Below are 15,219 nucleotides of genomic sequence, written 5' to 3' on the forward strand. Positions count from 1 at the left end.
GTTGCTAGAACAACTATTCTACAAAATTGGTCTTCTAAGAGAAACCCAAAACGGCATTTTTATCCCGGAATCCTTTTCCTTTCCTTCCCGTATTCTACAGCCTTGAGCGATTTGCAATTCGTCGTGTACCAAACTGACTATCGCCGTCCACAACTCAAACTGGCTCGGATAGCGCAAGCGTGGTTTTTCCCACAACAAATCTTGTTTGTCAAAACGATAGCCGTGTTCTATCGAGTAACGCCTCTTGTAATACGACCAGACTTGCGTCAGGTCAAGCTCAGTTTGACCCGACCACACATACCAACTTTCCAGAGGGTCATGGGTTTTACCACTGGCTGCCTCACGCTGTATTCGGATTATGCTCAGTGCCAGTTCAGGTGCTTCCCTCAAATGCAGCTCAGTCCATGCGCTTACTACCAGTTTGTGTCCATTTTCGTCCGTCCCAACCCACACTCGCTGCGGCAAACCGTGCGTATTGGGATCATTACATTGGAAACGAGCACCGTGTTTAGCGGGAGCGCCGCGACCTCGTTTCTGCTCATCTCTCACCACTTTTCGATAGAATACTCGGTTAGACTTGAGCCGCAGCAGCAAGTCATAGTCCTTACTGCTATTTTGAATAAATGCTTTGGTGGGGTAGTACCGGTCTCCCAGATTGAGCGGTCTTTCAGCAAAATATGGGCGCAATTCGCTCAGTTGCTGGCTGGCTACCTCTGCTGGTGTTTGACTGGTTTTGATCCTGCGGTTGGAGACAATGTATGTATGGCTACTGGTTTGAGCCGGCACCACCACCACGGTCGAGAATTGCCAACCCACGGTCACGGGCTTATCACAATTGGGCAGATTGTGTTTGTAAAGCCAGCCACGATCTGCAGATGTAGTGCTAAAGGGTCGCTCGATATTGGTAGCATCCACTGCCAGTACCAATCTTTCACCATCGAAGGGATGAGGGGCGTAGCGCACCATGGTTTGCTCGAAGCGAGTTTGGTTAACTTGACCCATTTGCAAAGCCTCATACAAACTGGGCCATTTTCGCTCAAAATTGGGCGAAAGGGTCAGTTCCAGTACCGATTGAGCCTGGCTTTCTGTCATAAGGGCATCCGCCAGATTAAACAATGCGTCACTGGCGTATTCAAAGCAGTCATAGATTTCGTGCCGAAATTCTTTAAGTGTGTTAAGGTTCATACGAGTAGTGTCCTTTCTCAATTAGAACATTACTCGTCTGGGCAAGTTGTGCCAACACTGCTTGCCCTTTGGTTTATCTAAACGTCAAAGCAACATTATAAGTTATAAATAGAACAAATTAAACTAATATTTAATGTAATAAAACTGTGGCACACAAAAATGTGAAATAGAGCATATTTCACGCTCTCAGGATGTGGTATTCTTCATTTATCGAACCATTATAGAAACTCGGAACGTTGGGATAACAATATTTATCGAATTACAATCGGGTTATCTGATAGGTGATTTGTAAACAACACGTTTTTATTTATTTCTAGCCAGTGAAGGAGCAATCATCATGCAACAACCGCCAGTCCAACAACCACCGCAAGGTTATTACCAGAACCCGCCACAACCTCCCAACAATCCCCAACGCAAGGGCGGTTCACCGCTAGTATGGGTATTGGTTGTAATTGGAGCAGTTATAGTCGGCGCAATCGGCGCAACCCTTTTCCTACAGAAATCTTCGAATGTGGTAGAACCAACGCGCACAGCAACGGATTCGGTAAAGGCAACCGTTACCCCTGTTCCTGCTACCACTGCGCCTGCTACTTCGGTTGTAGCTACTACCACGCCCGCTGCCACTACTGCCGCGCCGGTTGCTACCGCCGTTGCTACTACTGCGCCTGCTACTACTACTACAGCCGCGCCGGTTGCTACCGCCGTTGCTACTACTACAGCCGCGCCGCCTATTAAGATTACGCCGATAGTACCAATCCATACTATCCCTGTGATTGTAATATCACCAACGCCCGCCGCGCCCAAAATTACCCCCTTACCGATTTCTACTCTAGGGATTAATCCTAAAATTACTGTAAAGATAGAGCCAATCAAAACACCATAGAGTTTTGCTACAAGAAAGATTTCAGACAAGGGGCTTAAACCCCTTGTTTTGGTGTTCGGGGCATTACTTACCCACAGGCTGCCGGATGATGGTTTTCATCTTTTCGGCGGCAGTGCGTTTGGGGTCGCTCAGGTAAATTTCGTGGTGCTTGCCGCGCAATTGGTAGCCCTGCGCGTGGATATATTGGTGCAATTTCTGGATGGTGGGCGGTTCTGCTTCGTAAGGACCAAGGTGCATGATTTGCGCCGCCAGCCCTTCATGATAAGTTTCCAAACGCACCTGCCGGATTGTCTCCAGCCCCTTTTTCTTGAACGCCTCGGCAATGGCTCTCTCCAACGCAGCGGGCGTAACCTGTGGCGGTTGCATAATCATTAATGTCCACTTCCAACCCGCTTTACTCTCCATGCTGAATTGGGACATATCATCCATCCACCATAGCCCTTGCAAAGGCGCAACGCTATATTCAATCGGTTCAGGCTCTTTTTTCAGGGCGAATTTCAGGGTGTAGGACAGCGAGTAGAGCGCACCCACCGAATCGTTGAACTGCTCAGAAGTATTGGGGTCGCCCTCACCGTCAATCATCAGGAATTGTAGCGGCAATACTTCTACCAGCGAGGCTTCTTTAGCGGAGGGGTTGAAAAGCTCTTTCATTTCTTTCTTGAAATCGAGAACGGGCATGGCAACCTCCTTATGTATTTGTAAAATCTGTGGTTTTTAACAAAGGGCTTACATCCCTTGTATAGAACAACTGGCTTAAACCTACCTCAATTATTTTCTGCCAAAACCTTTTTCCAGTTGCCCCTGACTAAGATGAATCATAGTGGGGCGACCATGTGCGCAAGCGCGGGGATTCTCGCAACGTTCGAGTTGGGTAATAAGTTCGCGCATTTCTTCAGTGTTAAGGGTTTGTCCGGCGCGTACTGCCGCATGGCAGGCGAGGCTGGCGGAGAGTTTATCGCGCCATGAGCGAGGCAGATTGGTATCCGGTTCATGTAGCAAATCGCTACCCGAAGGATTGCAACCGCCATCGCGCATGCCTTCCGCTTCGTCCAACATTTCTCCCAGACTCTTGAGGGCATCGCGCCCGAACAGCATTGCCGGAACTGCCAGCAAGCGGTAGGTCAAATCGCCAAACGGTTCAAGCTGAAAACCGAGTTCTTCCAACTCGTGGCGGTGTTCCTCATTCTCCAGCATTAGGCGTTGGCGTGGCGTGAAATCCAGCAATAAGGCTTCGAGTAATAACTGCGACTCGACCCGCTTGCCGTTGACCAACGCCTGAAAACGTTCGTACATCACGCGCTCATGGGCGGCATGCTGATCAATCAGATACATGCCATCAGGCCCTTCCGCCACAACGTAAGTGCCGCTAACCTGCCCTATCACCCGCAGCAGAGGCAGACGCGGTTTAGTCATCACCGAATGCTCCGGCGCAATCATCGGAACGGATTCAGGGGCAGCGATGGCTTCGAACGAATTTGAGAAAGCAGCCTCGTCCATCAAATCCACACCCGCCGCGTTGTGGGGTAAATCCAGTGTCGCTTGCATTTCGACATCGGGGGTAGCGGCTTGCCCTTCTTCGGAAGGCGCGTACAAGCGGTCAAAGGTCTGGAACAAACCGGAGCGAGGAGGCGGAGCGGGCGGGGCGGTAAAAGACCAAGCGGGGGTTTTGGAACCCGCCACCAACGCGGCGCGTACCGCTTTTTGCACCGCCCCAAAGATGCGCCGCTCATACAGAAAGCGCACCTCCGTTTTGGCAGGATGTACGTTCACATCCACTTCGGCGGGATCAATCTCAATTAACACCACACAAGCGGGGAAACGTCCGCTCATTATCAGGCTGGTGTAGGCTTCTTGCACCGCATAGGTCAGCAAGCGACTCTGTACCCAACGGCGATTGATGAAAAACTGCATGAAATTGCGGTTGGGCTTACTGGCAGAAGGGTCGGCGGTAAAGCCCGTCACCACTATATGACTTTTGCCCTCTTCAGGGTTTTCCTCTTCTTCGGGTTGAATCGGCAACATCGCTTGTGCCAGTTCTGCGCCGTACACCTTGCTGATAGCATCGCGCAAGTCGCCGTTGCCGCTGGTTTGCAGTACGGTGCGTCCTTCGCTCGCCAATGCGAATTTTATCTCAGGGTAAGCCAGCGCGTAGCTGTTCAGGATGTTAAGGATATGCCCTGCTTCGCTGGTGCCACTACGCGACCATTTCTGACGGGCAGGCAAATTATAGAAGAGGTTGCGCACTGTGATAATCGTGCCGGGGGGCGCACCAGCCGGGCGATGGTAGGCGCGTTGCCCATCCTCAAAAGCGATTTCGCTACCACTCTCTTCTGAGTTGCGAGGGCGGGTGAGCAAGGTCATTTGGCTGACAGAAGCGATACTAGGCAATGCCTCGCCCCGAAAACCGAGCGTGGTTAGGCGATAAAGGTCGTCCGGTTCTACAATTTTGCTGGTGGCGTGACGCTCAAAAGCAGTTGGCACTTGCTCAAAGGGAATGCCGCAACCATCGTCCGAAACGCGCATCAATGCCAGCCCGCCGTTCTTGATTTCGACCCGGATATTTTTCGCGCCAGCATCTATGGAATTTTCCACCAGTTCTTTGATTACCGAGGCGGGGCGTTCGATTACCTCGCCCGCCGCGATTTTCTGGGCGATTTCAGGGGGTAATACCCTTATAGGCATGGCTTATGCTCCAATTGCAGTTTCCGCAGATTTACCAACATTACTCTATTAACTGTTTACCACATAACTACCGGGTTGTAAATCCATGTAAAGATAGCCAACCGCCCGGATGCTCACCGGATAGACCGGGCTATAGGACTGAAAAGCATCGCTATTACCGGAAGTGGAAAAGACCGCCGGATTTCCCATAGCGGGTAGTCCAAGCCGCGCCAGCGTTCCTTCCGGCACTTCCAAAATTACCTGAAAGCCCGCTTCGCGCCGCTGCCAGCTAACCTCAATCGAGCCATGCGGAGTCGGCACACTCCCTTGTGCCCACTGCAAATCTCCCGGATGCGGCACAATCTCGAAACTAGCATAACCGGGCGCAGTCATCCGCACCCCTAGCACATTTTCGGTCAGGGCAGCCGTTGCCCCCGCCGACCAACCATGCGCCAAACTATCATCAGGGCTTTCCGGCAGCCCTGCGGTAGTCATCCACTCCCATGTGGTGTAGTTTGGGTCTTGCGCTAACATACGCCCCCACTCTCGCCGCAATAAATCCAACGCGCCGCCATCATCACCCGCCGCGAAACGGGCTTCCACTTCGTAATAACCCATAAAGGGCCAGATGCGCTTGTCGTGCATGTTATTCAAGCCGTAGGAAACATCTACAGTGGTTGAACCGTAGGTCGTCCACATGGTATCCTTCACATATTTCAGAATACTGCCCCACCGTTCAGGCGGCGCAACCCCGAATAACACTGCCAGTACATTCGCATCCTGCGGCACATGCGCCCAATCTGTATCCGCGCTGATGTACACGCCGCGATTGCTATCGAACAGATGCTGATTAATTGCCTGCTTCAAAGCCTCGCCGCGCCTTCGCCACGTAGCGGCATCCTCCGCCTGTCCCAGTGTGTCCGCCAGTTTTGCGGCATCCTGCAAAGCTCGGTAATACACCATATTGAGGTAAGTTACCGCGCCCGTCCGGTTGAGGCTGTACGACCATTCCAAACCTTTGTCTTTCACCAGCAAACCGGAGAAATTGGTTTTAGTAGGAAACCACTCCATTTGGCGTTTTAGGTTCGGATAATAGCGTGCAAGATACGCCCGGTCTCCGGTGTAATTATAGTAATCTGCTAAGGTATAAACCCACCACGCGCTATAATCGTACAGTTCAAGCTGATAACCGCCATAGCTGGAAGGGGGTATCGAACCGTCAGGACGCTGCGCCGCTGCCAATTGTGCAAGCGAAGCTCGCAGCGCACCAGGGCGGTTCTGGGTCAAGTAGTTTACACGCCCTTGCACGCTCAAATCGCCCGTCCATATATCGCGGTCGTGCTTGGTTCCATCCAGCAGCACACCAGAAGCATCCGCTATATCCCACGCATCCAAACCACCACTAAAATCATCCAACAGCAGCGTATTGCCGTTAGGTGCGCTAACCTGTACCCGGTTAAACTCGCCCGTCTCGCCGCAGCATTGCCGAAAGCCCACGCGCCCACCTAAAAAACTGCCATCGTGCATTTCGTTAACCAGTTGCCCGTTGAAAAAGGTGCGGATGAGCGTGCCGGATAATTCTATTCGCATGGCATACCAGAAATCATCCTCAAAGCGCAAGGGTATTTGTTCCAGCAAGCGGTATTGACCGCCGGACAGCACATGCATTTTCAGGACGGTTGCGCCGCTATCGCCCGATATTTGCCACATGTAACCATTATTGATATCGGGCGAACGGAACATCCAGCCTACTGCGAAGCCGCCACTGGGACGACGCAATTCCATATCAAGAGTATAATCGCGCCAGTCCGCGCCGACTCTGGACAATACACGCTGCTCTCCGCTTTGGCTGGAAACGCGCAACGCACCGCCGCCCGTTTCTATGTCTAGGTACTCCGGTTCAAGCGTGTTCAGATTCACGGTATAAGCCCCGGCATACCAAATTCGGTTCAATAGTTCATCGCTGGAAAGAAACCAACCCTTGTAAGTGGAAGGTGTACCCAAATGCGAATCGAAGTGCAGCTTCAGGCAATCCACACTCACCCAACCATCGCTATTGAGAAAAAGCAGGATGTAACGAAAAGAGACCGTGCCCGTTTCTAGCGTTCCCCCCTGCGCCGGAGTTTGCCAGCTATAGGTGTGATTTTCCTTCCAGCTATAATCCGTATTTTTGTTGAGAAAGCGCAGCGACTCGCTGAATGCTACGCGCACTTCCGCCCCACTCGAAGCAGTTACCTGTAGCGATAGCCGCCCGTTGAGAACCATGCCAAAATCCAGTACCACTTGGGGATCGCTACCGGGTATACGCCGGATAGTCGCAACTTCCCCACCCTGCGCCAGTAGCCCTGCTGGTGTATCTATTGTTCCGCCGTTGAGAGTAGTATTGACTATACGCTGTGGGAAAACGTCACGAGCAGGCGGCGCAACCACGTAGCGCGTCCAATCATCGCCGGGATTAGGTGCGGAGGCGAAGGATGGAAGGGCAGTTTGCACCAGCATCCCCGCCAAGAATAGCGTTAGCAAGAACAGTGAAAAACGTAGTAGCATATATGGTGATAACCTGATTGATAAAAAGTTGCGCCCCGTAAGTGGGTTAGAATACTATTCCCGCAGCCCGGCTTCATGCAGGAAAGTGAGGGCGCGTGCCACTACCTGTTCTGGAGTCAGGTTGTCGGTATTGATAATACAATCGGCGTGAACGCGCGCATGTGCCAAACGCAGATTCTCTTCCTGTAAATACTCTGCGCCCCAGCTTATGTTGCGCCGCCGTTTGATTGCCTCAATGCCAACCTCAAGGTAAATTAAGTGACTCGGCTTATTCATTAGCCACATGGTTTTAACATGGCTATGCTCCTGCGCGGCGGAATGAGCATTGTAACCCTGTTGGCGCAAGGCTTCTACCAACGCACTTTTGCCAGAAGCGCAGGGTCCCACTATCAAGATACGTTGGTGCACCCCTCGCGCAATGTCTCCGTTATGTAAAGCTGCTTGCTGGCGTTCAAACTCGCGCTGCTCCACTTCGCGCCGCCGCCGCGCTTCTTCAAGCTGCCCTCTCAAGTTTCCGGGCATATAAACTACCTCCATTACTTGAAAACTGCGCTTATTTTAGCCGAAACAGTCGCTAATTGCTACAAGCAGGACTTACCACCGCTAGATAAAGGCATTCCCGCTCACATAATACACCACCAAAACCCAAACACTTAGAAACAAGCTTGCGAGTAAGCTATAGATTTGCAAGCGCTTAAAGAGCGTAATGGGTAGCAGGTATATAACCAGTATCAAACCCGTGGCGTTACGGGCGTGATCCACCAAATAGATATAGCTAGCGGTTGGTAGGAATAGTAAAAACGCGACTTGGCACACTAATATAGATAACAGCAAATCGCCATAAGTTGCGCTAAGTCTGACAAATTTGCGATTCCAGAAAGGGCGCAACCGCCAGCCCAACCACAGCAATGGTACTGTAGTTGCCAATACTATAGCGAATCGCTCTTCGAAGGGCGGATGATAACTTTCCGCGCCCCATAGCCCTGACAAAGGAAAGAAATTGAAAGGATGCCCTGCGCTCAACCCATCCTGTCCAAACCACAGCCGTAAAAGTCCTTGCCAGAGGGCATAGGGTAGCAGCCAGCCCAACCCCAATTTCACCACATTAGCCCACTCTTTGCGACTCAGGTAGTATAGCAATCCGCCCACACCGAACAGCAAGCCCAATTCCTTAGTCAGACTCGCCAACAGTAGCAGCACAGCGATTCGCCAAACCGCACTGGGTCGCACTAGGAAAAGCCATAACGCCAACGTTATAAAAAGAAAGCATAACGGCTCGCTCAAATCGTAGAGGTAGGCGCACAACGTACCGGGCCAGAGAGCATAACCGAACGCCCATATTGGAGCGCGCCCCAAGCGGGTTAAAATGTTCCCCAACAGAAAAATCGTTGCCACAATTGACCCAAAATTGACCAGCAGCAACATAAGTGGCACCAACTCAGCCTGTCCAAGCGACAGCAAACGCACTACCAACGGATAAAGTAGTCGCGCTACCCGGTAGGAGGGTTTATCCAGTTGGGTTGCTGGATGTAAAGGGTTCAAAGCCAAATCATAAAAAAACTGCCCATCGTAGCCGATTTTCTCCAAATTGATAGGACGCGCACCGTTAATATCCCAATTAGAACCGGGATGGATAAAGGCGAAAAGACGATCTGGCAAAGAGTGCAGTTGCGGCTGCAACGCTGGGGTGCGCCACAGTACCAGCAGGGTTATCGCTAGGTACAGCCCTGCTACTAGTAGCGCAACTTTACCGGGCTTGAGCCGGATTACATAATTTAGCAAAAACCCTCCTTCAAAAATTTAGACAAAGGGTAAAACCCCCTGTCCAAAACAAATCTTAGAATAATAACCGCTTTGAAGGGTTTATGGATTCTTGCGAGAGCCACCACCTGATGGTACGCTATCGATAAACCCGTTGACTAGGGCAGAAGCAGCTTTCAATACTTCTTCGGACTGCGCTTGGGTCATTTTACCACCCTTCACCAACAGGTCAAGTTGGTTTTTGAAGCTATTCAGCATAGTAGCCAGCACCTTTTGCCGTTTTATACCCGTATAACAAGAGCCGGTTCTGCTTAACCATGAAACTATCGCAAGCCCTTCCAGACTATACTACCTATAATATAAAGACACAGCTTAGGGCGAATCCTTATGCTATTTTCATAGATTGGGCTTTATATTGGTGATACCACTTTTAGTCAAATTCAGCCTAAAATCGACAAAATTTATGACAAGCTATTCTGGGGCAACAACCTGCCCTCCGTCACACCAACAAACTACCGCTATATCCCGCGCTGGCACAAGCTGGAAATTGAATTACTACAACAAATCCTCGGCAACGGTTTATCCATGTTTCACCAAAAGCTAAAAATCCCCGCCCCTTGAGAAAAAGATAATAGCATAGACAAGATAAGGCTAAGCAACCTAGCTGCTCTAGTCGGACGAGTGGCTGCATTTTGTCACGGTTGACGCTCAAGGGAGCAGCGCGTATAATCGATTGTCTTGAAATAATGCGATAGGAGCTAAATTGAGCGGTACGGGAAACCCACTGGCACACCAACTGGAAGTCGCCAGCCATTATGATAAAGTCTGGCTGGAAGAGGACGGCAAAATCGGGGAAAGCTGGGAAAGCTGGAACTTTTTCCGTATGCGCCCCAGCGCCCATTACGAGGGCTTGGACGCATTGGGCGATTTGCGCAGTAAGCGCGTGCTTGACCTCGGCTGTGGGGTGGGCTATAGCGCCCTAGAATTGGCACAACGCGGAGCGCATGTGGTCGCACTCGACCTCTCGGCGCAAGGACTAACCACTACCCTGCAACGCGCCAACCACTATGACGTTCCAATGCAAGCGGTACGCGCCAGCGTGGAAGTGTTGCCCTTTGCCGACCAAAGCTTCGATGTAGTATTCGCGCAGAACTTCCTGATGCACGTCTCGCCGGAGAAGGTGGGATATGAAGCGTGGCGCGTTCTGAAACCGGGCGGCAAGGCAGTCTTCATCGAACCGCTCTCACATCACCCCCTCATAAAATTGTACCGTGCCCTCTTCTCTTCATATAAAGGAACGCGCCCACGCTGGTGTACCCGCGAGGATTTGACGCAACTAGCCGCGCCTTTCGCCCATTCCAACACCAGGCAATTTTACTTGCTCAGTACGTTGGCAAGCATGGGTTTTATTCAAAGCCGCGAATGGTTGCTCAAACCCGTTTGGACAATGCTCAACGGGGCAGATAGTGTACTTGGAAAGATACCGCCTGTGCAAAAAATGGGTTGGGTGTCACTAACATTGCTTGAAAAATAAGGGGTAAAATGGCAGATTATAACGAATTGAAAGCTCAATTGAACGACCTCAAAGCGCGGGTCGAGGAAATCGAGGTGCGTCTTTGACTTACCTGCCAAGCGTAAGGAAGTAACCAAACTCGAAACCGAATCCACCGAAGCGGGCTTCTGGGATGAGCAGGCGAAAGCGCAAGTCACTATGCGCCGCCTCACCGGCTTGCAGGAAGAAACCACTTTCTGGAGCGAGTACAGGCAGCGTATTCTGGACGCGCTGGAACTGCTCGAACTGCTCGAACTGGAGGACGATGATAGCTCGTTCGCCGAGTTGCAAAAAGACCTAGCAGAATTGCAACGCGAAATGGGCGAGCGCGAGTTTGACCTGATGTTCAGTGGACCTTACGATGATCGCACTGCGCTGCTCACCATTAGCGCGCGCGAAGGCGGCACGGACAGTCAGGATTGGGCGGAAATGGTGCTGCGGATGTATTCGCGCTGGGCTGAGAAAAAACGCTTCAAGGTGCAATTGGTGGACTTATCACCCGGTGAAGAAGCAGGCATCAAAAGCGCAACGCTGGAAATAGATGGACGCAACGCCTACGGTTTGGCGCGATCGGAAGCAGGGCAGCATCGGTTGGTGCGTCTCAGCCCTTTTGACGGCAATCACCGTCGCCATACCAGTTTCGCGCTGGTAGAAGTGCTACCGGAGGTAGAGGACAACATCGAAATCGAGGTGCGCGATGAAGATGTCCGGGTGGATACTTACCGGGCAACAGGCGCAGGCGGGCAGCACATCAACAAAACCGATAGCGCGGTGCGAATGACTCACCTGACAAGCGGTATCGTAGTAACCTGCCAGAACGAACGCTCGCAACTGCAAAATCGCGAAATGGCGCTCAAAATGTTGAAAGCGCGTTTGCTAGAGCGCGAAATCGAGCGGCGCGAGGAAGAACAGGCGCGTTTGAAAGGCGAACATCGCACGACCGGGTGGGGTAGCCAGATTCGCAGCTACGTGTTGCACCCTTATAATATGGTGAAAGATCACCGCACCGGCTTTGAAACTAGCGATACCACCGCCGTGCTGGACGGCGAAATTGACGGCTTTATGGAAGCGTACCTGCGCTGGAATATCGGGCGGGGCGAAAGCAGTATAGACACAGCAGACGACGATGAATAATCAGGGCAAATTTAATTACTCCGGTTTGCATACCGAGCCGCAAGATTTGAGCAGGGACGAAATCGGGACGGGTGGCACAATCTGGCTGGCGCGTCATGGGGAAGTTTATAATCCCGGCGCAATCTTCTACGGGCGCATGCCACGCTTCGGGTTGAGCGCAACCGGACGCAAAGAAGCCGCCATCACCGGGAAGTTCCTATGCGGGCAACCTATCGCGGCAGCGTACTCCTCACCATTGCTGCGGGCGCGTCAGACTGTCGCGATTATGGCAAAATGTTACCCGCATCTGAAACCGCGCCAAAGCAAGCTATTGCTGGAAGTGCGCACCCAATATCAGGGTCGCTTGCAGAGCGAGTTGGGCGATTATAATTTTTACGAGCCAATTGCTTCGCCTGATGACGAGGATTTGAACGATGTGCTGGCACGGGTGCTAACCTTTTTCAAGCGCACCTTGAAAGAATATCACGGTAAGCATGTGCTGGCGGTTTCACATGGCGATCCGGTGGTGGTGACGCACGCTCATTTTGTGGGCTTGCCCATCAAGTTGGCAAGTATTCGCCAACCCAACCTGTATCCGCAGCACGCTTCCATCACTCGCTACGACTTCCCACCGGAGGGTTACACCGAGGACATCTCACGGGTGCGGGTTAGTTATTATCATCCCCCGGCGGATTTTGGGGAGTCTTGAGTTAAGACAAGGGTTTGAGCAAATCACCTGAAACGAAAAGTATATGAATTATCTGACATACAAAAGAGGGTCGAATAAATGGCTGTGAGCGCTACTTGCCGCTTTAACTGCGGAACTTGCGAAACTGAACTGGAACAGAATGGCTTTGTTTACTTCGATGCGATTGAAACAGAGCTAACCGCGAAATTGTTGGAGCATGAAGTCAACCGCGAAACTTGCCCCAACTGCATGGCGGATAATATCCTGCCGCTGCCGCTAGTGTTCCACGACGGCGAACGACAATTGCTGGTGGCATACGTGCCGGGGGTGGAGCAGATGTCGCAGGAGGATATTGCCGATGCCTTGCGCCTACCCTACGAAACCGCCATTACTGACATCGCCGAACGTATGGGCATCGAGTTTCCCGAACCGGATGCCGCCGCTTTCCCGCGGGGCGAGGAAGAACTCTACACCCGCTTTTCCGCGCTTACTCAAGAGCAAGCTGCCGAACTATTGCCCGAATATCTCTTGCGCCCTACCGTTGTCAGCAGCCTTGATGTGGTAATCGCGATGGTACAAGCAGTGCAGGAAGGCATGGGTACGCAGGAAGTGCTGGAAGATATGGCACGGCTGCAACTTATCAACGCCCTAATCGAAACCCGCGACGACCCCATTGCCCGCCGCAAAGTGCTACGTCATAACGAGCCATATCTCGATGAGGAGCTTTTCGAGGTTATTGATACCCTGAGCGAGCAAATGGTCGAAGAAGGCAATATTGAACTCGGCGGAAAGTTACAGCTAGTTCGCCACGAAATTTTGCGCTACAAAAATGTGCAAGAGACTAAGGCGAAAAAGAAGAAGGATAAAGAATAGGCGTAGTAGCTCGCCTATCGTCTAGCAATAAAGGGGCAGACTTACGAGTCTACCCCACAACAAAGCTTTTATTAATTAGCCGGAACACTCCACAAACTCACACCGTTCATATTGGCGCTTGCCAAGTTTTTATTGTCCGATGAAAAAGCCACAGATAATATTTCCTTTGTATCACCCCTCAAGATATATACCTGATTGTTGGTAGCAATATCCCAGATTCTTATAGTTCTATCGGCGCTACCGGAAGCCAACCGCTTACCATCCGGCGAAAAAGCTACGCTATTAACCTGATCCAGATGCCCTTCCAGTTGGGATAATACTTTGCCTGTAGCCGTGTCCCATATCATAACTGTACCAGACTTGCTGCCAGAAGCCAGCAATTTGCCATCCGGCGAAAAGGCAACCATACCCGGTTGCGAAAGCGTTTTCTCCATTTGCAGGATTTGCTTTTCAGTTTCCAAATCCCATAGAGAAACACTACCCGAATATGTAGCGGAGGCTATTAATTTCCCATCCGGAGAATAGGCAAGTCCAGTCACCATGCTGTAATTTTGAGTCAGGGTATGCAAAGGCTGTCCTGTCTCCGCATCCCAAACAATAATTTTCCCTTCCATTGAACCTGACGCTAAGGTCTTTCCATCAGGCGACCACGCAACAGTTCTGACCCCTTGGTTATGCCCTCTCAGGCTAAACTTTTCTTTGCCTCCTGCCAGTTCCCAAACTCTGACGATATTATCTATTCCACTCCCGACCAAGAATTTGCCGTCAGCAGAGAAAGCCAGTGTATCCACACCAAGATCGCCAACAGTTAAATTTAAAGCGGTGTACCCTCCCGCCACATTCCAAACCTTGATGGAATTAGAATACCCTCCATATGCAACTAATTTGCCATCAGGAGAATAGGCAATCGCTTTATCCGCAAAAAAGCTATCCAAATGCTGCCTTTCCTGACCAACCGGGAGGCGATACAACATTATCTGAAGATCCACTAAAGGAGGAGTGCCGTAACCACCGTCTGAAGTAGCTAAATTCGTTATAACCGGAGGCTCAATACCGGTAGCGTTTCTGACATCCAGTACCTTTCCATCAGACCACCGCACCAGCCGAATATTCCAACTCAATTGATAAGCGGGTGTGGTCTTATCGGAAGGAGAAGGTGTACCAGTGGGACGGTACGTACCTGTTTGCGATCTAGTTTGCCGGATACAAACTACCGTCATATCTTCGGTTGGTGAGGACTTGGCAGAGATAAATTGGGTTTGATAGGGTGAAATAACCCAACCTTTCTGGTTATATTCCTCTTTTACCAGAATCAGTGTACGCCCTTCAACATTGCCGTTTTCCACAGTTTTGTAGGCAGGAGCAGCCTCACACATTGGAGCGGCTTTAGCTAAAAATGTTCCAGCCGCAGGGGTAGGGGTAGGTGGTATCGGGGTAGGGGTGGGTGGTATTGGCGTAGCGGTCGGGGTAGGGGTGGGTGGTATCGGCGTGGCGGTCGGGGTAGGAGTAGGTGGTATTGGCGTAGCAGTCGGGGTAGGAGTGGGTGGTATCGGCGTAGCAGTCGGATCACCACAAGCAGCCAACACTAAAGTCAAGATTATCGAAAAAAATACCATTAGCAAAATCGATCGCCAGCGATTCATGATTCTTGCTCCTTTTCAAACTTTGTTCGGATTATTAACCACTCCATTACACCTGTTTTAAAAACTAACCAAGGAAAGGAATATAGGTGGATAAACTTTACAGCCTTCTACATAAATGGCAAGTTTATGTAGAAGTTTTCAACATGAAATAAATGTGGAGCTTGTTAGCTATCTATAAAGAGTAATAAAAAGAGTTTTGCAGTTCATGCAACCTTTATTACTATATAGAAAGCGGTTCAGGCGAAGCTAGCTAAGCTAAATATTTTCAACTAATACGAGTTTATTTAGTGTTCCCTCTTTATAATTTACAATG

Annotated in this window: 13 protein-coding genes; 5 read left to right on the forward strand and 8 right to left on the reverse strand. The window is 50.9% G+C overall.

All coding sequences use genetic code 11. The annotated features are described in order from the left end of the window. Positions 1–18 precede the first annotated feature (18 nt). Positions 19–1,185, reverse strand: coding sequence for a transposase (locus OZ401_RS06085; protein WP_341469818.1), 1,167 nt, complete (start codon positions 1,183–1,185; stop codon positions 19–21). 337 nt (positions 1,186–1,522) lie between these two features. Between OZ401_RS06085 and OZ401_RS06090 the strand changes: the two genes are divergently transcribed. Beyond that, entirely contained in the window at positions 1,523–2,068 is a 546-nt protein-coding gene (locus tag OZ401_RS06090; RefSeq protein ID WP_341469819.1) for a hypothetical protein, read from the forward strand. Positions 2,069–2,131: 63 nt separating this feature from the next. Here the strand turns inward: OZ401_RS06090 and OZ401_RS06095 are convergent, their stop codons facing one another. The 6 genes from OZ401_RS06095 to OZ401_RS06120 all read right to left on the reverse strand — a co-directional run bounded on the left by OZ401_RS06095 (position 2,132) and on the right by OZ401_RS06120 (position 9,295). Then, complete coding sequence (locus OZ401_RS06095; RefSeq protein WP_341469820.1) at positions 2,132–2,746, reverse strand: GyrI-like domain-containing protein; 615 nt, start codon at positions 2,744–2,746, stop codon at positions 2,132–2,134. Positions 2,747–2,836: 90 nt separating this feature from the next. After that, positions 2,837–4,750 carry a DNA mismatch repair endonuclease MutL gene (mutL, locus tag OZ401_RS06100; RefSeq protein ID WP_341469821.1) on the reverse strand — a complete coding sequence of 638 codons (1,914 nt, stop codon included), beginning with the start codon at positions 4,748–4,750 and terminating at the stop codon, positions 2,837–2,839. A gap of 48 nt (positions 4,751–4,798) precedes the next feature. Further along, positions 4,799–7,276 (reverse strand): alpha-L-rhamnosidase-related protein, encoded by a 2,478-nt coding sequence (locus OZ401_RS06105; protein ID WP_341469822.1) that lies wholly within the window; start codon positions 7,274–7,276, stop codon positions 4,799–4,801. A gap of 54 nt (positions 7,277–7,330) precedes the next feature. Beyond that, on the reverse strand, positions 7,331–7,798 hold the full coding sequence (locus tag OZ401_RS06110) for a nucleoside/nucleotide kinase family protein (RefSeq protein ID WP_341469823.1): 468 nt from the start codon (positions 7,796–7,798) through the stop codon (positions 7,331–7,333). Between the two features lie 81 nt (positions 7,799–7,879). Further along, entirely contained in the window at positions 7,880–9,058 is a 1,179-nt protein-coding gene (locus OZ401_RS06115; protein WP_341469824.1) for a hypothetical protein, read from the reverse strand. An 81-nt stretch (positions 9,059–9,139) separates the two neighbouring features. Then, positions 9,140–9,295, reverse strand: a complete 156-nt coding sequence (locus OZ401_RS06120) for a hypothetical protein (protein WP_341469825.1) — start codon at positions 9,293–9,295, stop codon at positions 9,140–9,142. Between the two features lie 505 nt (positions 9,296–9,800). Between OZ401_RS06120 and OZ401_RS06125 the strand changes: the two genes are divergently transcribed. The 4 genes from OZ401_RS06125 to OZ401_RS06140 all read left to right on the forward strand — a co-directional run bounded on the left by OZ401_RS06125 (position 9,801) and on the right by OZ401_RS06140 (position 13,263). Continuing rightward, entirely contained in the window at positions 9,801–10,571 is a 771-nt protein-coding gene (locus tag OZ401_RS06125) for a class I SAM-dependent methyltransferase (RefSeq protein WP_341469826.1), read from the forward strand. A gap of 8 nt (positions 10,572–10,579) precedes the next feature. Further along, positions 10,580–11,723 (forward strand): peptide chain release factor 2 gene (gene prfB / locus OZ401_RS06130; RefSeq protein ID WP_341469827.1). Its coding sequence is split into 2 segments (ribosomal slippage): positions 10,580–10,654 and positions 10,656–11,723, totalling 1,143 coding nucleotides; the frame shifts between segments, so codons are not numbered across the junction. Further along, positions 11,716–12,411 (forward strand): histidine phosphatase family protein, encoded by a 696-nt coding sequence (locus OZ401_RS06135; protein WP_341469828.1) that lies wholly within the window; start codon positions 11,716–11,718, stop codon positions 12,409–12,411. Before prfB ends, OZ401_RS06135 begins: the two co-directional genes overlap by 8 nt. A gap of 78 nt (positions 12,412–12,489) precedes the next feature. Beyond that, positions 12,490–13,263: a CpXC domain-containing protein gene (locus OZ401_RS06140; protein WP_341469829.1), complete on the forward strand. Its 774-nt coding sequence runs from the start codon at positions 12,490–12,492 to the stop codon at positions 13,261–13,263. Between the two features lie 71 nt (positions 13,264–13,334). On the opposite strand, the gene OZ401_RS06145 is transcribed toward OZ401_RS06140, so the two are convergent. Further along, positions 13,335–14,906, reverse strand: a complete 1,572-nt coding sequence (locus OZ401_RS06145; RefSeq protein ID WP_341469830.1) for a WD40 repeat domain-containing protein — start codon at positions 14,904–14,906, stop codon at positions 13,335–13,337. Between the last annotated feature and the right edge of the window lie 313 nt (positions 14,907–15,219).

Origin of the sequence: Candidatus Chlorohelix allophototropha (assembly GCF_030389965.1) — a bacterium.
GTDB classification, from domain to species: Bacteria; Chloroflexota; Chloroflexia; order Chloroheliales; family Chloroheliaceae; genus Chlorohelix; species Chlorohelix allophototropha.

Excerpts from the sequence above, each read along its gene's own strand:
- OZ401_RS06085 (WP_341469818.1), bottom strand. The coding sequence starts at position 1,185 with ATGAACCTTAACACACTTAAAGAATTTCGGCACGAAATCTATGACTGC.
- OZ401_RS06090 (WP_341469819.1), top strand. The coding sequence starts at position 1,523 with ATGCAACAACCGCCAGTCCAACAACCACCGCAAGGTTATTACCAGAAC.
- OZ401_RS06095 (WP_341469820.1), bottom strand. The coding sequence starts at position 2,746 with ATGCCCGTTCTCGATTTCAAGAAAGAAATGAAAGAGCTTTTCAACCCC.
- mutL (WP_341469821.1), bottom strand. The coding sequence starts at position 4,750 with ATGCCTATAAGGGTATTACCCCCTGAAATCGCCCAGAAAATCGCGGCG.
- OZ401_RS06105 (WP_341469822.1), bottom strand. The coding sequence starts at position 7,276 with ATGCTACTACGTTTTTCACTGTTCTTGCTAACGCTATTCTTGGCGGGG.
- OZ401_RS06110 (WP_341469823.1), bottom strand. The coding sequence starts at position 7,798 with ATGCCCGGAAACTTGAGAGGGCAGCTTGAAGAAGCGCGGCGGCGGCGC.
- OZ401_RS06120 (WP_341469825.1), bottom strand. The coding sequence starts at position 9,295 with ATGCTGAATAGCTTCAAAAACCAACTTGACCTGTTGGTGAAGGGTGGT.
- OZ401_RS06135 (WP_341469828.1), top strand. The coding sequence starts at position 11,716 with ATGAATAATCAGGGCAAATTTAATTACTCCGGTTTGCATACCGAGCCG.
- OZ401_RS06140 (WP_341469829.1), top strand. The coding sequence starts at position 12,490 with ATGGCTGTGAGCGCTACTTGCCGCTTTAACTGCGGAACTTGCGAAACT.
- OZ401_RS06145 (WP_341469830.1), bottom strand. The coding sequence starts at position 14,906 with ATGAATCGCTGGCGATCGATTTTGCTAATGGTATTTTTTTCGATAATC.